Source organism: Leifsonia sp. RCC_180 (genome assembly GCF_058138205.1).
The window spans coordinates 733,658-752,702 of record NZ_CP200340.1 but is presented as its reverse complement, the minus strand read 5'-3'; the positions used below and the strand labels follow the sequence as shown (position 1 = coordinate 752,702).

Here is a 19,045-nt window from a genome sequence, read left to right as displayed (position 1 = left end):
GGACGGATCAGGCGGTGTCGCGGTTGGCGCGCAGCACCTCCAGTCGTGCCCGGTACTCCTGCTCGTCGATGTCGCCGTTGGCGTAACGCTGTGCGAGCGTCTGCTCGGCGGAGCGGGTTCCACCGTTCGGGCCCCAGCCGGAGTATCCACCGCGTGCGATGGCGGCCCGGCGCCAGCGCCGCCCGGCGAAGCCGAAGATGAGCACGAAGACGAGGATCCAGAAGATCGGGATGAAGATCCACCACCAGCCGAAGAAGTGTGGGCCGTACGCGACGGCGCACGGCGCGGCGGCGACGGCGGTGGCCAGTGAGCTGAGCATGATGTCTGTCCAATCGGTGTGCGGCCCGCGCCATCCGCGAACCGTCACCCACAGCCTCGCCGGGCGGCGGCGCCCGCGAATCGGCCGGCGGGAGCGTTCGTGCCTACTCCCCCGGGAGCACGGCCCCGTCCAGGCCGCTTCCTTCCGAAGGAGATTCGACGCCCCTCCAGCCGAATCTCCTTCAGTACTGCCATTCGAAGGAGATTCGACGCCCGATCTCCTTCCCTGGCCGATCGGTCCCTGTCGGCAACACCCACCGACGACGTACGATGCGCCCATGGAGCATGACGACGGCAGGCACGACGCGGACGACCGCAACAACGAGGATCCGGACGACCCGGTCACCGAGTACGAGAACGACCAGGCGTCCAACCGCGAGTCGCTCGAGCGAGAGGCCGGCCTGACCGCCTTCGGAGGCCCGACGTTCGGGCACCTGTTCGACCAGCAGCCGGACGACGGCGGGTTCGACGCCGAGCACAACCCGTGAGCCGCCCGGGCGCCCGCCGGGTACTCCCCGGGTACTCCCAGGGGAGTAGCCGCGAGACACCCCGCGGCCGACGCCTGGGGCATGCGCCCTGGCTAGCATGAGGTAATGCCCTCGAACGCGTCCGCCGATCCCGGCTGGAGCGCGCCTCCCGAGTCCGGGCCCCACACCTCCGACCGCTGGTCCAACCCCTCCGAGCGGTGGTCACGTCCGCCATGGGGAGAACGCGGCCGCCCGCCGGGCACGCGCTGGTTCGCCCCCATCGTCGCCGCGCTCGTGCAGATCCCCGGACTCTTCATCGCCGGTCGGGATGCCGCCAACGACCCGGTCGCGCTGGGATTCGCCCTGCTCGCCTTCGCCGCGTCGTTCCTGCTGCTCGGCGCACGCCGGTATCCCGGACCGACGGTCGCGGCCATCGCGGTGCTGTGCGGGCCCGCGATCGCGGTGACGACCGGTCCCCCTTTCTCGGCGGTCCCTCTAGCCTTCGCCGTCGTCAGCGCCGTCGTGCGCGGCGCCCGGGTCTGGGCGTGGTGGACGCTCGCCGGGTTCGCAATCGCAGGTCCCGTAGCCGCCTACCTGCTGCGCGGCCAGCCCGCCGCGATGCTGCGCCCTCTGATCATCGCGCTCATCCTGGTGCTGCTCCTGGGGGTAGGTGAGGCACTCCGCAACCGGCGGGAACGCTACCGGGAGGTGGCACGCGCGGTCGCGGCGAGGCGCGAGTCGGCGGCCGAGGCGGAGCGGTTGCGCATCGCCCGCGAACTCCACGACGTGTTGGCGCACTCGCTGTCGCAGATCAGCGTCCAGGCCGGTGTGGGCCTGCACCTCTTCGACTCGCGCCCGGAAAAGGCGCGGGAGAGCCTCGAAGCGATCAAGGCCACGAGCGGACAAGCGCTGGAGGAGGTCCGCGGTGTGCTGGGATTCCTCCGCGGGACCGAGCAGTACGCGTCGCGGTCGCCGGAGCCGGACCTCGGGCGCATCCCCGTGCTGGTCGAGACGTATCAGAAGGCGGGACTCCGCGTGTCGTATGACCGCGAGCTGGCCTCGACCCCGTCGGCGGCGACCCAGTTGGCGCTGTACCGGATCGTGCAGGAGTCGCTCACGAACGTCGGCCGTCACGCCCAGGCGCGCTCCGTGTCCATCCGGCTCGTCGAGGAGGCTGGCTGGTATGTGCTCACCGTGCAGGACGATGGGCGCGGGCTTCCGGAGGAGAAACCCGGTGGCCTGGGGGGCGGCGTCGCCGCCGACCTGACCGGCGGTGGTTCGACGGGCAGAGGGATGCTCGGGATGCGCGAGCGCGCCGAGCTGCTCGGCGGGCGGTTCGAGGTGCGCGGCGCAGAGGGCGGCGGTCTCGTCGTGGAGGCGCGCATCCCGTCCGGCCGGACGACTTCGTCGCCTGCTTCGGGGCGCGCATCGTGATCCGGGTCGCGCTCGCGGACGACCAGCTGCTGGTCAGGGCCGGTTTCCGCGCCCTGCTCGAGTCTGAGGACGATGTCGAGATCGTCGGCGAGGCCGGCACCGGACGCGCGGCCCTCGACGTGGTGCGGGAGACGCATCCCGACGTCGTGCTCATGGACATCCGCATGCCCGACGGCGACGGGCTCTGGGCGACCGGCGAGATCGTCGCCGACCCGGCACTGGCCGGTACGCGGATCGTGATCGTGACCACGTTCGAGCTGGACGAGTACGTGGCGCAGGCGATCGTGGCCGGGGCGAGCGGATTCCTGGTGAAGGACACGGAACCGGTCGAGCTGATCCGTGCGGTGCGCGTGGTCGCCGCCGGGGACGCGCTGCTCTCCCCCGGGGTCACGCGCCGCTTGATCGAGCGCGTCTCGGGCGGACTTCGCCCGGCCCCGGACACCGCCCGCCTCGAGCAGCTGACCGACCGCGAGCGGGAGGTGCTCGCGCTGGTCGCCCACGGCCTGACGAACACGGAGATCGGCGAGCGGCTCTACCTCAGTCCGTTGACCGCCAAGACGCACGTGTCGCGGATCATGAACAAGCTGGATGCGCGCGACCGCGTCCACCTCGTCGTCCTCGCATACGAGACCGGGGTCGTGCAGCCGGGGTGGCAGTAGGGCTCGGTCCTGAATACAGGATGGCGTCAGCCGCGCCAGATACCGAAAACCCCCGGCCTTCCGCAGAAGACCGGGGGTTTCACTGGCTCCCCGACTTGGACTCGAACCAAGAACCTGCCGGTTAACAGCCGGCTGCTCTGCCAATTGAGCTATCGAGGAATGCTTGATCAGCGAAGCTACTCTAGCAATATTCGCGGCCCGTCGAGAAATCGAGGCCGCATCCCGCGCGCGTCATATTCAGCACCGGCTCAGTACCCCGCCGACGGGTCGACGACGCCAACGAACCGGCCGTCGTCCAGGAATGCACGCACGTTCACGCGGATGCGCTCGGCGAGCAGCGGCGCCGTCATCTCCGGGGTGTCCGCCTGATGGGGCGTGATGATCAGGTTCGGCTCGTCCCACAGCGGGTGTCCGTCGGGCAGCGGCTCCGGGTCGGTCACGTCGAGTCCGGCGCCGGCGATCGCACCGGAGCGCAGGGCGTCGAGCAGGGCATCCGTGTCGACCAGGCCGCCGCGCGCGATGTTGACCAGGTACGCGCTCGGTTTCATCGCGGCGAATTCGTCCGCGCCGAACAGGTGACGCGTTCCGCCGGTGAGTGCCGCAGCGACCACGACGAGGTCCGCGGCGGGCAGCACTTCGGCTAGCCGGTCGGCGGACACCGTGCTGACGGCGCCTGAGACCGGAGCGGAAGACCGTCGCACGATCGTCACGCGCACGCCGAACGGCTCTAAGAGCCGCATCAGCTCCAGCGCGATCCCGCCGGCGCCGACGATGACGACGTCGAGGCCGTACAGAGAACGCCCCTCCGGCTCGGTGGCCCACGATCGCGCGCGCACGCGCTTGGGCAGCACCCGCAAGAGCGCGAGGCTCAGCACCAGGGCGTGCTCGGCGACCGGCTGCGCGTAGGCACCTTTCGCGCTCGTCCACACGAGACCGGGGCGGTCTTCGGCCGCGAGGATGTCGGCGAACGCATCCACGCCGGCGAACGGCAGCTGCACCCAGCCGATACCCGGATGCGCCTCCAGCACCGGCGGGAACGCCGCGGCATCCTTGTTCGAAAGCCAGACGACGCCACGGGTCCGCTCCGAGAGCGGCTCGACCGTGCCGCCGGCGGCCTCGACCGCATCCACGAACTGCTTCTCCGGCTCGGGCAGCACCGCGATCGGGCCGGGCTCCGGTCGCTCCTCGGCGGACAGCTGCGTCGCTTCGACGGCGAGCACCGCCCGGTGACGCGCTCCTGCAGAACCGTCGCTCATCGCATCCCCATTCGTCCGTTCGTCTGCCATCAGAGGTCCTTTGCGGCCCGCCGCGTAGCGGCACGCTGCGGCCGCCGCTCGGTCCGCTGCGCCGGCGGCTTCAGGGCGCGCGCGAGGCCGGCGACGAAGGGATGCGTCGGGTCGGCGAGCACCTCCTCGATCGGCCCGTAGCCGACCGGCCGTCCGCCCTGCAGCACCAGCGAGGTGTCGGTCGCCCGGCGGAGCACGGAGAGGTCGTGGCTGACGACCACCGCGGAGAATTCCGGATGCCCGCGCAGCTGTGCGAGCAGGTCGATCACCGCGTCCCGCACCGTCGCGTCGATGCCCGCCGTCGGCTCATCGGCGATCAGGATGCTCGGCCCGAGCACCAGCGCTCGCGCGAGCGCGACGCGCTGCCGCTGGCCCGAGCTCAGCTCGTACGGGTACTTCTTGAGGACGCTCAACGGCAGGTGGACCGTGTCGAGCATCGTGGCAGCGCGCTCGCCCGCCGCTCGGCGCGGGTAGTGCTCGTCGCGTTCGAAGATCGGCAGCGTGACGTTGTCCTGCACGCTGAGCGAGGGCTCCAGGGTCGCCGCCGCCTCCTGCGGCAGGTACCCGACGTGGAAGGTCACCTCGGCGATGTCGCGCTTGCGCGCCTTTCGGAGCGGGTGCCCGAGCACGGATGCCTCGCCTCCGCTGATCCGCGGGCCCGGGTCGGACGCACGCGCCGGGAGCACGCGGCCTGCCAGCACCTGCGCGAGGGTGCTCTTGCCGGAGCCGGTCTCGCCGAGCACGCCCAGCACCTGCCCGTGCTCGAGGCGGAAGCTCACCCCGCGCAGGGCCACGCACGATGCGCTCGGGCCCCGCGCGGGGTATTCGACGGACAGGTCGCTGACGACGATGGCGGGCTCGGAACTCACATATTCGACCCTAAGCGCTCTCCGACTGCAGTTGGTGCAGCGCCTCCCGCCGGTCGGCCTGTTCGATCGGGTTGGGGACGGGCAGGGAGGCCAGCAGTCGCTGCGTGTACGCCTCGCGGGGATTTCCGAGCACCTCGGCGCCGGTCCCCTCTTCGACCAGTGTGCCGCGGTGCAGCACGGCGATGCGGTCGGCCAGCAGGTCCACCACCGCCAGATCGTGACTGATGAACAACGACGCGAAGCCGAACTCGCGCTGCAGGTCGGCGAACAGTTCGAGCACGCGCGCCTGCACCGACACATCCAGAGCCGAGGTGGGCTCGTCGGCGATCAGGAGGGACGGCTCCAGGGCCAGCGCCCGCGCCAGGCTTGCACGCTGCCGCTGTCCACCGGACAGCTCGTGCGGGAAGCGGTCGCCGTAGGCGCGGGGCAGCTGAACGGCCTCGAGGAGCTCATCCACCCGCTTTCGGGCATCGCCCGCAGAACTTGCACGGCCGTGCACCACGAGCGGCTCGGCCACGCACTCGGCGATCGTGAGCAGCGGGTTGAAGCTAGAGGCCGGGTCCTGGAACACGAATCCGATGTCGCTGCGCACCTTGCGGAAGTGCCGCTCGCGGACGCCGTTCATCTCCTGACCGAGCACCTGCAGCGAACCGCCGGTGACCCGGTTGAGCCCCGCGATGGCACGGCCGATCGTGGTCTTGCCCGAGCCGGACTCACCGACGAGGCCGAGCACCTCGCCCGGGCGGATGTCGAAGGACACCCCGTCGACCGCCACGAACCCGGGGCGACCCAGGCGACCCGGGTACTGGATGCGCAGGTCGCGCGCCTGTACCACCGGCGCCTCGATCGGACGCTCGGCCCGTGCGATCGCACGGTCCTGCGTCGCCACCAGGCCCTGCCCGATCTTGGGCACGGCAGCGAGCAGCTTCTTCGTGTACTCGTCCTGCGGATCGGCGAACAGCGTCCGCACGTCCGCCTGCTCGACGACCTTGCCCTGGTACATGACGGCGACCCGGTCGGCCAGATCTGCGACCACGCCCATGTTGTGGGTGATCAGCACGATCGCCGCGCCGAACTCGTCGCGGCAGCGGCGGAGCAGGTCGAGGATCTCGGCCTGCACGGTCACATCGAGTGCCGTGGTCGGCTCGTCGGCGACGATGAGCCCCGGGTTCAACACGAGCGCCATCGCGATGACGATGCGCTGCTTCTGGCCGCCGGAGAACTGGTGCGGGTAGTACTTGACCCGCTTCTCCGGCTCCGGGATGCCGACCCGCTGCAGGATCTCGATCGCCCGGGCCTGCGCCTCCTTCTTCGACAGCTTCCCGTGCGCCCGCAGGCCTTCGGCGATCTGCCAGCCGACCGGATAGACGGGGTTGAGCGCGGTCGACGGCTCCTGGAACACCATGGCGACGTCGGTGCCGCGCACCTCGCGCAGCTTGCTCTTGCCGACCGAGACGATGTCCGCCTCGGTGCCGCCGTCGCGACTGCGGAGGATGACAGCGCCGGATGCGGTCGCCGTCTCCGGGAGCAGACCGAGGATCGTCTTCGCCGTCACGGTCTTGCCCGAGCCGGACTCGCCGACGATCGCGAGCACCTCCCCCGGCGCCACGGTGAGGCTCACACCGTCGACCGCCTTGACGGCGCCCGCGTCGGTGGAGAAGGTGACCGACAGGTCCTTGATCTGTACGACGTCGTCGCTCATGGACGCACCTCGATTCCATGCTCGTCGAAGGATTCGCCGCCCTCGAGGCCGTCCACTCCGCCGGGGCCGGCGATGAGAGTGCCGCCGGGCACCACCGAGGTCTCTGCGACCTCCCCGGAAGCCGCCGCCGCTCGGCGACGACCGCGGAGGCGCGGGTCGGCCAGGTCGTTCAGGCTCTCACCCACGAGCGTGATGCCGAGCACCACCAGAACGATCGCGAGACCCGGGTAGATCGAGGTCCACCAAATGCCGCTCGTCACGTCATCCACGGCCTTATTGAGGTCATAGCCCCACTCGGCTGCGGCCGTCGGCTCGATGCCGAACCCGAGGAACCCTAGGCCTGCGAGGGTCAGGAGCGCCTCGGACGAGTTCAGCGTGAAGATCAGCGGCAGCGTGCGGGTGGAGTTCCGCAGCACGTGGCGGAACATGATCCGGCTGTTGCTCGCCCCGACGACCTTTGCCGACTCGACGTACGCCTCCGCCTTGATGCGGACGACCTCCGAGCGGATGACCCGGAAGTACTGCGGGATGTAGACGACGGTGATCGAGATCGCCGCGGCCAGGATGCCGCCCCAGAGGCTCGACTGGCCGCCGCTGATCGCGATGGCCATGACGATGGCGAGGAGCAGCGACGGGAACGCGTAGATCGCATCGCACAGGACCACGAGCACACGGTCGAGCCAGCCGCCGAAGTAGCCGGAGATCAGGCCGAGGAACACGCCGAGGAAGATCGAGAGGATCACCGCGACGATCATCACCAGAATGGCCGTCTGGGTGCCCCAGATCACGCGCGAGAAGACGTCGTAGCCGCCGGAGGTGGTGCCCCAGATGTGGGCGGGGCTCGGCGGCTGCTGCGCGCCGAACGAGACGCCGTCGGCTTTCGACTGCGCGAACCCGTAGGGCGCGACCAGTGGAGCGAAGATCGACAGAAGGATGAAGACGGCCGTGATGACGAGACCGGCGACGAGCATCCCACGCTGCAGTCCGACGCTCTGACGCAGCTGGTGGACGACGGGGAGGCGGTCCCAGAGGGACCGCTTACGGGTTGTGAGGGAGGCCGTGGACATCTCAGTACCTCACTCTCGGGTCGAGGAGGGCCGCGATGACGTCGACCACGAAGTTCGTAAGCGTGACGATCACCGCGAGCAGCACCACCATGCCCTGCACGGCGACGAAGTCGCGCGCCTGCAGGTAGTGCACGAGCTGGAAGCCGAGGCCCTTCCACTCGAAGGTCGACTCGGTCAGCACCGCACCGCCGAGCAGAAGGGCGATCTGCAGACCGATGACCGTGATGATGGGGATGAGCGCCGGCCGGTACGCATGCTTCCGGAGCAGCCGGGATTCGCTCACGCCCCGCGAGCGGGCAGCATCCACGTAGTCGGTGGACAGCGTCCCGATGACGTTGGTCCGGACCAGGCGCAGGAAGATGCCGGCTGTCAGGAGACCCAGTGCGACGGCGGGCAGGATGGCGTGGGTCAGCACGTCGCCGACCACCGCCGGGTCGCCGGTCTGGAATGCGTCGATCAGGTAGATGCCGGTCTTGTTCTCCAGCGTCTGCATTTCGAGTTCTGAGCCGGTGGAGGCGCGCCCCGACACGGGGAGCCAGCCCAGCCATATCGAGAACACGAGCTTCAGGACGAGGCCCACGAAGAAGACGGGCGTCGCGTAGCAGAGGATGGCGAAGACACGCAGGCTCGCATCCTGAGCCTTGTCGCGGAAGTACGCGGCCACGAGGCCCAGCGGAATGCCGACGACGAACGCGACGATGAGTGCGTAGAAGGCGAGTTCGAGCGTGGCGGCGCCGTAGGTCAGCAGCACCTCGGTGACGGGCCGGTTGTCCGTGAACGTCGTGCCGAAGTCGCCGCGGAGGAGCTGGCCCAGGTACTCGAAGTACTGGACGAAGATCGGGCGGTCGTACCCGGCCTCGTGCACGCGCTGGGCGAGCTGCTCGGGGGGCAGCTTGCCGCCGAGCGCTGCGGTGATCGGGTCACCAGTCGACCGCATCAGGAAGAAGACGACGGTGACCAGGATGAAGATGGTGGGGATGATGAGGACGGCGCGGACCAGGATGTAGCGGCCCAGGCCGCCTCCCGAGCGTCGCTTCGCCTTCGTCCGTTCTGGCCCGGGGGCGGGTCCCGCCGCCGGAGCGCTGACAGTCGCTGTCATGGAAGCCAATCGTGGTGGTTCGTGGAAAGGGGGCGGCTCGCTGCGTGAGCGAGCCACCCCCCGGTTCGGCTCAGAGCTGGTGGCTCAGTGCCGGATTACTTCGAAAGAGCCGCGTAGCGGAACTTGAACGAGGCGTCGAGCGTCTTGTCGGCGCCCGAGACGTCCTTGCCCACGACGGCGATCTGCGAACCCTGCAGCAGCGGCAGGGTGCTCAGGTCGGCTCCGACCTTGGCCTGGATCTCCTCGATCAGCTTGGTGCGCTCGGCCTTGTCGGTCGTGCCCGCCTGCTTCGCGATGAGATCCTGGACCTCGGCGTTGTCGTAGTGGTTCGCAAGGAAGTTCTTCTTGATGAAGAACGGCGACAGGTAGTTGTCGGCGTCGGAGTAGTCCGGGAACCAGCCCAGCTGGTAGGCCGGGTAGACGTCGGAGGTGCGGTCCTTGGAGTACTGCACCCACTCGGTCGACTGCAGGTTGACCTTGAACAGGCCGCCGTTCTCCAGCTGCTCCTTGACCAGCGCGTACTCGTCACCGGAGGACGGGCCGTAGTGGTCCGGGTTGTACTGCAGGTTCAGCGAGACCGGGGTGGTCACGCCGGCGGACTGCAGCGCCTGCTTGGCCTTGTCGAGGCTCGGGCCGCCGTTGCCGTCGCCGTACAGGTCCTTCAGGACCGTCGTGGCGCCGGTAAGACCGTCCGGAACGAACGAGTACAGCGGGGTGTAGGTGCCCTTGTAGACCTGGTCGGCGATCGCCGAGCGGTCGACGAGGTCCGCCGCCGCCTGACGCACGGCGAGTGCCTTCTTCGGGTCGGCCTCGGGCGTTGTGGCGCCGTACGGCTGGGTGTTGAAGTTGAAGACGATGTAGCGGGACTCGCCACCCGGTCCCTTAACGACCTTGACCTTGTTGTTGCCCTGGAGGCTCGAAACGTCGGTCGCCGAGAGGCTGCGGTAGGCGACGTCGATCGCGTTCTTCTGGATGTCGAGCTTCAGGTTCGACGACTCGGCGTAGTACTTGACGTTGACCTTGTCGGTCGCCGGCTTTCCGAGGAGGCCCTTGTAGTCCGGGTTCGCCTTGTACGCGATCAGGTTGTTGAAGTCGTAGCTCGTGATGTCGTACTGACCGGCGAAGGGGTGACCCTTGACGATGGTGTTGTCAGCCGTGACCTTGTCGGCGGAGAAGACCTGCTCGTCGACGATCGGACCGGCGGGGCTCGAGAGCACCTGCGGGAACGTCTGGTCGTTCGGGACCTTCAGCTTGAACACGACCGTGGTCTTGTCCGGGGTCGAGACGCTGTCGAGGTTCGCCAAGAGGGATGCCGGCCCGTTCGGGTCGTTGATCTTGCTCTGACGGTCGAACGTGAACTTCACGTCCGACGAGGTGAGGTCGTGACCGTTCGCGAACTTCAGGCCCGGCTTGAGCTTGACCGTGTACTCGGTCGGCGAGGTGAAGTCGGCGCTCTCGGCGATGTCCGGCTTCACGTCCGGGCTGCCGTAGGGCGTGTTCAGAAGGAACGGGTACACCTGGTTCATCACGGCGAAGGAGCCGTTGTCGTACGAGCCGGCCGGGTCGATCGACGTGATCTTGTCGGTCGTGCCGACGGTCAGGGCGCCGCCGCCTCCGCCGGAACTGTTGTTGCTCCCCGAGCAGCCGGCGAGCACCAGTGCCGTTGCTGCGAACGCGGCGGATACGGCGAGCAGGCGCCGTCCGCCGTTGTGTGCGGATGTCATATCCGATTACCTCTTCCTGGTGTGGGATCGCGGCGGCGTCGTCGCAGGCATGCGGGTCGCCCAAACGCGTGAGAACTTTCCTAGCACGGAAAGCTCATGATTCATGCATTCGGATAGGGATCCGGGCGCGATCTTTACAGGGACGCAACAAAAGAGCGACTATCGAGGCCAACGACGACGGATTTCGCAAGAGCGTCATTCGCCGCGGAGACGGCGCCGTTCGGTCTCGATCGCGACCATCGCCCGCTCGATCTGGCGGCGCAATTCCGGCTCCTCCGTGCGGCCCAGCCGGGATGTCAACTCCGCCTTCTCGCGCAGCAGATCGCGGTCGATCAGGCCGTCGACGATCGACCGGGCGTAGCGCCCGGGGTCGCCGCCCTGCGGCAAGGCCGCGACCGCGAGGCCGTTCACCGTCGGGGCGTACGCCTGCGGCACCTCGGCGAGGACGCGGTCGACCCAGCCCGGTTGCGTCATCGTGGGGAGCTGGCTGGCGATCGCATCCCGCACCACGGCATGCGTCGGGTTCACGAAGGGAACCTGGACGGCGCGGGCGGCCCGCTCGGCGCCCACCTCGCCGGGCAGCTGCAGCAGGACCATGAGGCTCTCGCGCTCGGTGCGCTGCGTCGGGTCGGCGAGCTCGGCTCGCGACAGCTGGACCTGGCCTTCGCCGCCCGGGCCGGAGGTGCCGTCGGCGCCGCCCTGCGCGGTGCCGCCCTGGCCGTCGCGGGAACGGCTGCGGGGGTCCCCGCCCGAGCCGTCTCGGGAGCCGCCGCGCTGGGCCGCGCGCACAGCTCGCACCGCATCCTGAAGGTCGCCTCCGGAGAGTCGCGCGAGTTCGCGCGTGTAGCCGTTCTGCGAGGCGGGGTCGCGGATGGTGGCGACGATCGGCGCGCCCGCCCGGAGCGCGGCGGCGCGGCCCTCCACCGAGTCGAGGTCGAACCGCTCGACCACCTGGCGGATCATGAACTCGAACATCGGCTTGCGCGCGTCGATCATGCGGCGCACCGCGTCGTCGCCCTTGGCGAGTCGCAGGTCGCACGGGTCGAGGCCGTCGGGACCCACGGCGACATAGGTCTGCGCCGAGAAGCGCTGCTCCTCGCCGAACGCACGCGTCGCCGCCTTCTGGCCTGCGGCGTCCGGATCGAAGGTGAAGATCACCGAGCCCTGACTGTTGTCGTCGCCCATCACGCGGCGGATCACCTTGATGTGATCTACGCCGAACGACGTCCCGCAGGTCGCGACGGCCGTGGTGATGCCGGCCAGGTGGCAGGCCATGACGTCGGTGTAGCCCTCGACGACGACCACCTGGTCCTGCCGGGAGATGTCCCGCTTGGCGAGGTCGAGGCCGTAGAGCACCTGCGCCTTCTTGTAGACCGGTGTCTCGGGAGTGTTCAGATACTTCGGGCCCTTGTCGTCCTCCAGGAGCCGGCGGGCGCCGAAGCCGATCGTCTGGCCAGTGACATCCCGGATCGGCCAGATCAGCCGACCGCGGAACCGGTCGTAAACCCCGCGGTCGCCCTGGGAGACCAGCCCAGCGGTGAGCAGCTCCTCCTGCGTGAAGCCCTTGCCGCGCAGGTGCTTGGTGAGCTCGTCCCAGCTCTTCGGGGCGAAGCCGACGCCGAAGTGCGCTGCTGCGGCAGAGTCGAAACCTCGCTCGCCGAGGAACCGACGGCCGGGGTCGGCGTCGGGCGCCGAGAGCCGGTCGCGGAAGAACTCCTCGGCCGCGGAGTTCGCCGCGAGGAGACGCGCCCGGTTGCCGGAGCCCTCCGACGGGCCACCACCGCCCTCTTCGTAGTGGAGCTGGTACCCGATCCGAGCCGCGAGACGCTCGACAGCGTCGGTGAACGACACGTGATCCATCTTGAGGAGGAACTCGTAGACGTCGCCGCCCTCACCGCAGCCGAAGCAGTGGTAGCGGCCGACGCCCGGGCGCACGTAGAAGCTGGGACTCTTCTCGTCGTGGAACGGGCAGAGACCCTTGAGCGCGCCGACGCCCCCCGTTTTCAGACTGACGTAGTCGCCGACGATGTCGCCGATGTTGGTGCGGGCCTTGACCTCTTCGATGTCGCTTTGTCGAATCCGGCCGGCCATGTCTCGATTCTAGTGAGCCGCGGAGACACTCGGTCCGGCTCGGCCGAATCTGTGGAGTACTCCCCCGGGGTCGCCCCGGCTGCTGTGCTTCTACTTGCCCGGCGGGCGACGGCGACGTGTGTTCTGGGCGATCTCGATGATGGCGCAGAACACTTCGATCCCGACACGGAGCAGGAGCACGCTGAGCATGGCCCCGACCAGAGTGATCAGCACGCCGAAGAGGAAGACGAACGCTCCGATCGGCGCGTGCGTCGCGATGGCCGACGTCAGGGAGTTCGTGAAACCGACCACGATTCCGAGGCCGATGAGCACGAGGCCGACGACGTACACCGGGCCCGCGAGCTTGCGCGTCACGTAGTTGGTGAAGGTGAAGTCGAACAACGACGAGAAGAAGCGCGAGTCGTCCAGGCGGTCGGCGAGGTCGGTCACGGTACGTCCGTGGCCCGGCTGGCTCGGGTCTGCCTGCGCGTCGGCGGGGATGCCTGCCTCGGGCCCGGCGGTTTCCGGCGCGGCGGTTTCGGGCTCGGCGGTTTCGGATGAGACGGTTTCGGGCGCGATCACTTCGGTCGCGACGACCTCGGTGGCCTCGGGCGTCTCGCGAGCCTCGGTCGTATCCACTGGAGCCTCCTGAGTGGCCTCATCGGGGCCGGCAGCCGGCTCCGTGCTCACCGTATCGGCCGGAACGGCGGCCGCTGACGACACGCCCGACGCGGTACCCGCATAGAGCTCCGCCGCCGTGGGAAGGCGCTTCGTCGTGGCGTCATCGGTCGAGGCTGCGTCGCTGGTATCGATCAGCGGTTCTGCCGGGGACGTGGAGGTGTCCGTGCTGCCCGAGGTAGTCGGAGCGGCGGTGGTCGGAGTGGCGGTGGCCGGCGCTGAGGTGGCCAGCGGCTCGCGTGCACCGAGCGTGGCATCCATGATGCCCGGAGCCTCGCCCTCTGGAGCGATCGCCGCCGTCTTCGCGGCCGTGCGGCGGGTGCGCGGCGTGGAGGGCTTCTTGGCGGCAGGCTTCGCTGCTGCGGCAGGCTTCTCCGTGGCGGCTTTCTTGGCTGCGGCAGGCTTTGCTGCGGCGGCGGGCTTCGCTGCGGCGGCGGGCTTGGATGCTGCGGCCGGCTTCGCCTCAGCAGCCTTCGCAGTGGTTCCCGCGCGAGGCGTGCGAGCCGCACCGCTTGCCGTGGACGTGCGCGGCGTGCGGCGAGGCGTTCCCGGCGTGGCGGGGGCCGGCTGTGCCGCCTCCGCTGATGCCGAGCCGTCCGTCGCCGGGCTGCCCTCGGTGGGGCGCTCACCGTCCGTCGGTGGTTCTGCGGTGCTCATTGGTCTCCTCCTGAGGCTCGACTCCCAGCATTCTGCACAGGGCCGAGGTATTCAAGCCCGGGCTACGCGGGCAGCGTCGCTTCAGTGCGTCACAGTTCTCTGCGACTCAGTGCTGCACGAGCCGTTCGTACCAGGCCAACGCCGACTGGTCGGTGAGGCTGGCCACCTGATCCACGACCACGCGGCGGCGTTCGTCGTCGGTCGACGCGGCCCGCCAATCCTCGGCGAATCCGGGGTCGAGTTCCGCCGGCCCGCGCTGGAACAGCAGGTCGGCCAGGGTCGTCAGGATCTGCCGCTGCTGCGCGTAGATCGGCTGACGGGTGTTTCGCGACATCACGAACGTCGCCACAATGCCCTTCAGCACGGCAATCTCGGCCTGGATGCCCTCCGGAACCACGACGTCCGCCCCGAAGCGGATCAGATCCGTCCGGCCGGCCGACTCCTTGGTCGCATGCACGGCGGCGTGGGCGAACCGCCCGATCAACTGGCTCGTCAGATTCTTCAGCCGGGCCTGCGAACGGCGGGAACCATCCCATCCATCGAGCCAGATGTCCATGCTGTCGAGCCGGTCGAAGGCTTCGATCAGGTGCTCGTGGCTGATCTCGCCGCCGATCCACTCGTGCATCGACTCCACCAGGTCCTCGTGGTCGACCCGGCTGCCCAGCGCCGCCACATCAATGTAACCGTTGACCACGGCGTCCTCGAAGTCGTGCACCGAGTAAGCGATGTCGTCGGAGAGGTCCATGACCTGCGCCTCGATACAGCGCTGACGCTCGGGGGCGCCCGCGCGCATCCACTCGAACACCGCCCGGTCATCGGCGTAGAACCCGAACTTCGCCCGACCGCTAGGATCGGCCACCGAGTTGGAGGCAGGCCAAGGGTACTTGCAGCTCGCGTCGAGGCTGGCCCGCGTCAGGTTGAGACCGTACGGGCGGCCGTCGCGGCCGAAGACCTTGGGCTCCAGCCGGCTCAGCAGCCGGAGGGTCTGCGCGTTGCCCTCGAACCCGCCGATGTCGTCGGCCCATGCGTTGAGGGCCCGCTCGCCGTTGTGACCGAACGGCGGATGGCCGATGTCATGGGCGAGGCAGGCCGTGTCGACGATGTCCGGGTCGAGCCCCAGGCTGTTCGCCAGCTCACGACCGACCTGGGCGACCTCCAGCGAATGCGTGAGCCGGTTGCGCGCGAAGTCGAGCCCGGCAGTGGGGCTCAGGACCTGCGTCTTCGCCGCCAGCCGTCGCAGCGCGCTCGAGTGGAGCAGCCGCGCCCGGTCGCGGGCGAAGTCGCTCCGGCGGTTGGAGTGGTGCTCCGGCATCCACCGCTCCTGGTCGTGCTCGGTGTAGCCGCCGATCGTCTCGCCGCTGGACGCCGTCGGGCGTGCGGTCGCCGCCACGTCATCCACCACTGTTGTGCACCTCCGCGTCGGCGACCTCGGCGCGCTGCACGCCGTCGAGCTCGCGGCTCTGCAGCCAGCCCTCGGGAAGGGCCGGACGCTTCGGTGAGCCGGCGCGCCCGCGCTGGCCTTCCGCGGCCTCCCCTGGGTACTCCTGGTCGGCGTCGAGGGTCGCGAGCAGCTCGTCGAGGTGCTCGAGAGTGTCGACCGTCGCCAGGCTCGCCCGCAAGTCGCCGCCGACCGGATAGCCCTTGAAGTACCAGGCCACGTGCTTCCGGATGTCTCGGCAGCCGCGCTCCTCGCTGTCGAAGAACTCGACGAGCAGTTCGGCGTGCCGGCGGAACGCCTGCGCGACCTGTCCGAGCGTCGGATGCGCCTGCGCAGCCTCGGCCTCGGCCGTAGTGATTTCACCGGCGCGGGCACGGAAGGCGGCGGCCAGGTCGCCGAACAGCCACGGGCGCCCGAGGCAGCCACGGCCCACGACGACGCCGTCGCAGCCGGTCTCCTCCACCATCCGGATCGCGTCGGCGGCCGACCAGATGTCTCCGTTGCCGAGCACAGGCGTCGAGGTGACGGTCTCCTTCAGCTTGGCGATCGCCGACCAATCGGCGTGACCGGAGTAGAACTCCGCCGCGGTGCGCGCGTGCAGCGCCATCGATGCGACGCCGGCTCCCTCGGCGACGCGTCCGGCTTCCAAGTAGGTCAGGTGGTCGTCGTCGATGCCCTTGCGCATCTTGATCGTGAGCGGGATGTCGCCCGCGGCCTTGACCGCGCCCTCCACGATTTCGCGGAAGAGCCCGAGCTTCCACGGCAGGGCCGCACCACCGCCCTTCCGGGTCACCTTGGGGACGGGGCAGCCGAAGTTGAGGTCGATGTGGTCGGCGCGATCTTCGGCGACGAGCATGGTCACCGCTTCGCGCACGGTCTTCGGGTCGACGCCGTAGAGTTGGATCGACCGCGGCGTCTCCGACTCGTGGTGGGTGATCAGCCGAAGGGACTCGGGGGTGCGTTCGACGAGGGCGCGCGAGGTGATCATCTCGCTGACGTAGAGCCCGGCGCCGAACTCGCGGCAGAGCCGCCGGAAGGCGGTGTTGGTGATCCCCGCCATGGGCGCGAGGACCACGGGCACGTCGAGCTGCAGCGGACCGATGGTCAGCTGGGGCGCGTGGCTTAGGGTGGCAGTGGTAGACATCTCACTCGATTCTCCCAGAAGGCGCGCTGAACTATGGCCGAGAGCCCGGAACAGGTGGACAACTCCCCCGCTGACGGTCCTGTGAGCACCGGTCGTGAACGGGTGGCCCAGGACGCGCAGGCGCGCGACGTGGACATCCGCATCATCGAACGCCCCGCCGCCCGAAGCCTCGGGGAGGCCGCGTCGCTGCTCGGCATCCAGCCCTCCGACATCGTGAAGACGCTGGTCGTCAAGCGCAGCGACGACACGTTCGTCTTCGCCCTCGTGCCCGGCGGTCGCAAGATCGCCTGGCCGAAGCTCCGGTCGGTGCTGCAGGTGAACAAGCTGCAGCTGCCCGACGCGTCCGTCGCCCTGGCTGCAACCGGTTACGAGCGCGGGACCATCACCCCCTTCGGCAGCACTACGGCCTGGCCCGTGGTCGCTGACGCGAGCATCCTCGGCCGCACCGTCTCGATGGGCGCCGGCGAACACGGCTACTCCCTCTTCGTGGATGCCGATGCCCTCATCGCCGCCTTCGTCGCCACCGTCGCCGACATCACCGACCCCGAGTAGCTCCGGTTGACGCAACACGCCGTCGTCGCATTCGCCGCGACGGCGTGTTGCGTCAACTCGGCGGAGGGGCTGTGGAGAGATTCCGAAACTGGCATCGGGAGCGTGCGAGCATGACGCGATGCACGACCTGGAACTCGGTAAGAACTTCTCGACGTGGGACGCTCAAGACGCTGGCGTCTCGCGCTCGCGGCTGCGCCGAGCCGACCTGCTGAAGCCGCACCACGGCGTCCGTGCGATGACTTCGGCGCACGATCTCGTCGAACGCTGCCGCGCATTCCAGCCCGCCATGAGCGCGCAGATGCTATTCAGCCATACGACGGCTGCGCTCCTCCACGGGCTTCCCTTGCCCGCTTCGATCGCCGGAGACCAGACGCTGCACGTGTCGACGCGAGCGCCGTACCGTGCACCACGGCACGCGGGAGTGCGTGGACATCAGACGCACCAGGGAGACGACACCGTGGTGGATCAGCACGGGCTCCCCGTTTCGTCCCCCATCGAGACGTGGTGTCAGCTCGCGTCCATGCTGGGTGAACGCGACCTCATCCTCTGCGGGGACGCCTTGCTGCGCAGGCAGCGCCCGCTGGCGACGATGGACGGACTGCGGGCCGCAGTCGCAGCCAGTCCTCGCCGATCAGGGGTGGGCCGCCTTCGCTCGGCACTCTCGCGAGTGCGGGCTCGGACCGACTCTCCGATGGAGAGCGTTCTCAGGCTCGCCCTCGTCGACTCCGGGCTGCCGGAGCCGGTGGTCAACTACCGCATCGCCGGTCGCGACGGTGAGGCCGCAGCGCACGGGGACCTCGTCTACCCTGGCGCTCGCGTCGTGATCGAGTATGACGGGGATCAGCACCGAACCGACGCCCACCAGTACTACGTCGACGTCGATCGCCTCTGGCGCATCCGCTCGCTCGGCTGGGAGATCGTGCGCCTCAACAAGTCCCACATGGCCGGCCACGCTGCGGAAGCCGTCCGCCGCGTGCGGCTCGCGCTGGCGTCGAGTTGACGCAACACGCCGTAGCGGACGGTGCGGCGACGGCGTGTCGTGTCAATTGGACGGCGGCAGGGTGCAGGTGTCGCCGTCACAGACGGCGGCGGGGGCGCCGAGCGGGAGCAGCGGGACGCGCGGCGCAGGCGCGGCCTGCGCAGGCGTCGGCTGCGGAGCGGCGGCCGCGCCGTCGGCGGGCGCGCTCACGCGGTCACCGCGGCGCGCTCGGACCAGACCTGCTCCAGCACCTGGGCGAACGTCGCCGCATCCTGCGCACCGGAGACACCGTACTTGCCGTCGATCACGAAGAAAGGGACGCCGTTGATGCCGTATTCGACGGCGGTGGACTGGTCGGCGCGCACGTCGTCGAGGTACTGCGACGACTCCAGGGCTGCGACGGCGGCATCCCGGTCGAGTCCCACCTCGGCGGCGAGGTCGGCGAGGTCTGCGACGCGGCCGACGTGACGACCCTCCACGAAGTAGGCGCGGAACAGGCGCTCGGCCAGTTCCAACTGCTTGCCGTGCGCCTTCGCGAAGTGCAGCAGTTCGTGCGCCTTGACGGTGTTCGTGTGCTTCAGGTTCTCGAAGTCATAATCGAGCCCGACCGAGGAGGCGGTACCGGTCACCCGCTCCAGCATCTGCTCGACCTGTACGGCCTGCATGCCCTTGTGCCCGGCGAGGAAGTCGATCTCGCTGCCGTCGAAGTCGACGGGGGTGTCCGGCGAGAGCTCGAAGGAGTGGTACTCGACCTCCACCGCGCGGTCATCGCCCGCGCCGGAGAACAGGCCGCTCCCGGCTTCGAACTTGCGCTTCCCGATGTAGCACCACGGGCATGCGATGTCGGACCAGATGTCGATCTTGATGGGTTCGCTCACAGTGAGGACAACCGTGCGGGACGG

Annotated in this window: 18 protein-coding genes and 1 tRNA gene; 5 read left to right on the top strand and 14 right to left on the bottom strand. The window is 69.3% G+C overall.

Going from position 1 to position 19,045, the window contains the following annotated elements; genetic code table 11:
• Positions 1-7: 7 nt before the first annotated feature.
• On the bottom strand, positions 8-319 hold the full coding sequence (locus AB7E03_RS03685) for an SHOCT domain-containing protein (RefSeq protein WP_441782266.1): 312 nt from the start codon (positions 317-319) through the stop codon (positions 8-10).
• 277 nt (positions 320-596) lie between these two features.
• On the opposite strand from AB7E03_RS03685, the gene AB7E03_RS03680 reads away from it, so the two are divergent.
• From AB7E03_RS03680 to AB7E03_RS03670, 3 genes are all read left to right on the top strand, one after another.
• Positions 597-806, top strand: a complete 210-nt coding sequence (locus AB7E03_RS03680; RefSeq protein WP_489939420.1) for a hypothetical protein — start codon at positions 597-599, stop codon at positions 804-806.
• Between the two features lie 105 nt (positions 807-911).
• Positions 912-2,219: a sensor histidine kinase gene (locus AB7E03_RS03675; RefSeq protein WP_489939418.1), complete on the top strand. Its 1,308-nt coding sequence runs from the start codon at positions 912-914 to the stop codon at positions 2,217-2,219.
• Positions 2,216-2,878: a response regulator gene (locus AB7E03_RS03670; RefSeq protein ID WP_489939416.1), complete on the top strand. Its 663-nt coding sequence runs from the start codon at positions 2,216-2,218 to the stop codon at positions 2,876-2,878. The genes AB7E03_RS03675 and AB7E03_RS03670 overlap by 4 nt, the downstream gene beginning before the upstream one ends.
• An 83-nt stretch (positions 2,879-2,961) precedes the next feature.
• Here the strand turns inward: AB7E03_RS03670 and AB7E03_RS03665 are convergent.
• The 11 genes from AB7E03_RS03665 to dusB form a co-directional block, all read right to left on the bottom strand.
• Positions 2,962-3,037 (bottom strand) — tRNA-Asn (locus tag AB7E03_RS03665).
• Positions 3,038-3,126: 89 nt separating this feature from the next.
• On the bottom strand, positions 3,127-4,164 hold the full coding sequence (locus AB7E03_RS03660) for a D-isomer specific 2-hydroxyacid dehydrogenase family protein (RefSeq protein ID WP_489939414.1): 1,038 nt from the start codon (positions 4,162-4,164) through the stop codon (positions 3,127-3,129).
• Positions 4,164-5,033, bottom strand: coding sequence for an ATP-binding cassette domain-containing protein (locus AB7E03_RS03655; RefSeq protein WP_489939412.1), 870 nt, complete (start codon positions 5,031-5,033; stop codon positions 4,164-4,166). Before AB7E03_RS03655 ends, AB7E03_RS03660 begins: the two co-directional genes overlap by 1 nt.
• Before the next feature lie 10 nt (positions 5,034-5,043).
• Positions 5,044-6,735, bottom strand: a complete 1,692-nt coding sequence (locus tag AB7E03_RS03650; protein ID WP_489939410.1) for an ABC transporter ATP-binding protein — start codon at positions 6,733-6,735, stop codon at positions 5,044-5,046.
• Complete coding sequence (locus AB7E03_RS03645) at positions 6,732-7,802, bottom strand: ABC transporter permease (protein ID WP_489939408.1); 1,071 nt, start codon at positions 7,800-7,802, stop codon at positions 6,732-6,734. Before AB7E03_RS03645 ends, AB7E03_RS03650 begins: the two co-directional genes overlap by 4 nt.
• A gap of 1 nt (position 7,803) precedes the next feature.
• Positions 7,804-8,901 (bottom strand): ABC transporter permease, encoded by a 1,098-nt coding sequence (locus AB7E03_RS03640; RefSeq protein WP_489939406.1) that lies wholly within the window; start codon positions 8,899-8,901, stop codon positions 7,804-7,806.
• Positions 8,902-8,996: 95 nt separating this feature from the next.
• Positions 8,997-10,625, bottom strand: coding sequence for an ABC transporter substrate-binding protein (locus AB7E03_RS03635; protein ID WP_489939404.1), 1,629 nt, complete (start codon positions 10,623-10,625; stop codon positions 8,997-8,999).
• A 195-nt stretch (positions 10,626-10,820) separates the two neighbouring features.
• Positions 10,821-12,716 (bottom strand): DNA primase, encoded by a 1,896-nt coding sequence (dnaG, locus tag AB7E03_RS03630; protein ID WP_489939402.1) that lies wholly within the window; start codon positions 12,714-12,716, stop codon positions 10,821-10,823.
• A 90-nt stretch (positions 12,717-12,806) separates the two neighbouring features.
• A complete protein-coding gene (locus tag AB7E03_RS03625; protein ID WP_489939400.1) occupies positions 12,807-14,030 on the bottom strand; it encodes a DUF4282 domain-containing protein in 1,224 nt (407 codons plus the stop codon).
• A 106-nt stretch (positions 14,031-14,136) separates the two neighbouring features.
• Positions 14,137-15,432 carry a deoxyguanosinetriphosphate triphosphohydrolase gene (locus AB7E03_RS03620; protein WP_489939398.1) on the bottom strand — a complete coding sequence of 432 codons (1,296 nt, stop codon included), beginning with the start codon at positions 15,430-15,432 and terminating at the stop codon, positions 14,137-14,139.
• Positions 15,422-16,612 carry a tRNA dihydrouridine synthase DusB gene (gene dusB, locus AB7E03_RS03615; RefSeq protein ID WP_489939396.1) on the bottom strand — a complete coding sequence of 397 codons (1,191 nt, stop codon included), beginning with the start codon at positions 16,610-16,612 and terminating at the stop codon, positions 15,422-15,424. The genes AB7E03_RS03620 and dusB overlap by 11 nt, the downstream gene beginning before the upstream one ends.
• 33 nt (positions 16,613-16,645) lie before the next feature.
• Between dusB and AB7E03_RS03610 the strand changes: the two genes are divergently transcribed.
• Positions 16,646-17,164, top strand: a complete 519-nt coding sequence (locus AB7E03_RS03610; protein ID WP_489939394.1) for an aminoacyl-tRNA deacylase — start codon at positions 16,646-16,648, stop codon at positions 17,162-17,164.
• Between the two features lie 118 nt (positions 17,165-17,282).
• Positions 17,283-18,164 carry an endonuclease domain-containing protein gene (locus AB7E03_RS03605; protein WP_489939392.1) on the top strand — a complete coding sequence of 294 codons (882 nt, stop codon included), beginning with the start codon at positions 17,283-17,285 and terminating at the stop codon, positions 18,162-18,164.
• A gap of 42 nt (positions 18,165-18,206) precedes the next feature.
• Here AB7E03_RS03605 and AB7E03_RS03600 read toward each other — a convergent pair whose 3' ends face one another.
• Positions 18,207-18,353 carry a hypothetical protein gene (locus AB7E03_RS03600; RefSeq protein WP_489939390.1) on the bottom strand — a complete coding sequence of 49 codons (147 nt, stop codon included), beginning with the start codon at positions 18,351-18,353 and terminating at the stop codon, positions 18,207-18,209.
• The gene (locus AB7E03_RS03595; protein WP_489939388.1) at positions 18,350-19,021 is read right to left on the bottom strand and encodes a DsbA family oxidoreductase; all 672 of its coding nucleotides are present in this window, start codon (positions 19,019-19,021) and stop codon (positions 18,350-18,352) included. Before AB7E03_RS03595 ends, AB7E03_RS03600 begins: the two co-directional genes overlap by 4 nt.
• Between the last annotated feature and the right edge of the window lie 24 nt (positions 19,022-19,045).

What these genes read in the sequence shown, in the direction of transcription:
- AB7E03_RS03610 (WP_489939394.1), top strand. Translation starts at nt 16,646, where the DNA reads ATGGCCGAGAGCCCGGAACAGGTGGACAACTCCCCCGCTGACGGTCCT.
- AB7E03_RS03625 (WP_489939400.1), bottom strand. Translation starts at nt 14,030, where the DNA reads ATGAGCACCGCAGAACCACCGACGGACGGTGAGCGCCCCACCGAGGGC.
- AB7E03_RS03675 (WP_489939418.1), top strand. Translation starts at nt 912, where the DNA reads ATGCCCTCGAACGCGTCCGCCGATCCCGGCTGGAGCGCGCCTCCCGAG.
- dnaG (WP_489939402.1), bottom strand. Translation starts at nt 12,716, where the DNA reads ATGGCCGGCCGGATTCGACAAAGCGACATCGAAGAGGTCAAGGCCCGC.
- dusB (WP_489939396.1), bottom strand. Translation starts at nt 16,612, where the DNA reads ATGTCTACCACTGCCACCCTAAGCCACGCGCCCCAGCTGACCATCGGT.
- AB7E03_RS03645 (WP_489939408.1), bottom strand. Translation starts at nt 7,802, where the DNA reads ATGTCCACGGCCTCCCTCACAACCCGTAAGCGGTCCCTCTGGGACCGC.
- AB7E03_RS03635 (WP_489939404.1), bottom strand. Translation starts at nt 10,625, where the DNA reads ATGACATCCGCACACAACGGCGGACGGCGCCTGCTCGCCGTATCCGCC.
- AB7E03_RS03680 (WP_489939420.1), top strand. Translation starts at nt 597, where the DNA reads ATGGAGCATGACGACGGCAGGCACGACGCGGACGACCGCAACAACGAG.
- AB7E03_RS03660 (WP_489939414.1), bottom strand. Translation starts at nt 4,164, where the DNA reads ATGGCAGACGAACGGACGAATGGGGATGCGATGAGCGACGGTTCTGCA.
- AB7E03_RS03640 (WP_489939406.1), bottom strand. Translation starts at nt 8,901, where the DNA reads ATGACAGCGACTGTCAGCGCTCCGGCGGCGGGACCCGCCCCCGGGCCA.
- AB7E03_RS03685 (WP_441782266.1), bottom strand. Translation starts at nt 319, where the DNA reads ATGCTCAGCTCACTGGCCACCGCCGTCGCCGCCGCGCCGTGCGCCGTC.
- AB7E03_RS03605 (WP_489939392.1), top strand. Translation starts at nt 17,283, where the DNA reads ATGCACGACCTGGAACTCGGTAAGAACTTCTCGACGTGGGACGCTCAA.
- AB7E03_RS03650 (WP_489939410.1), bottom strand. Translation starts at nt 6,735, where the DNA reads ATGAGCGACGACGTCGTACAGATCAAGGACCTGTCGGTCACCTTCTCC.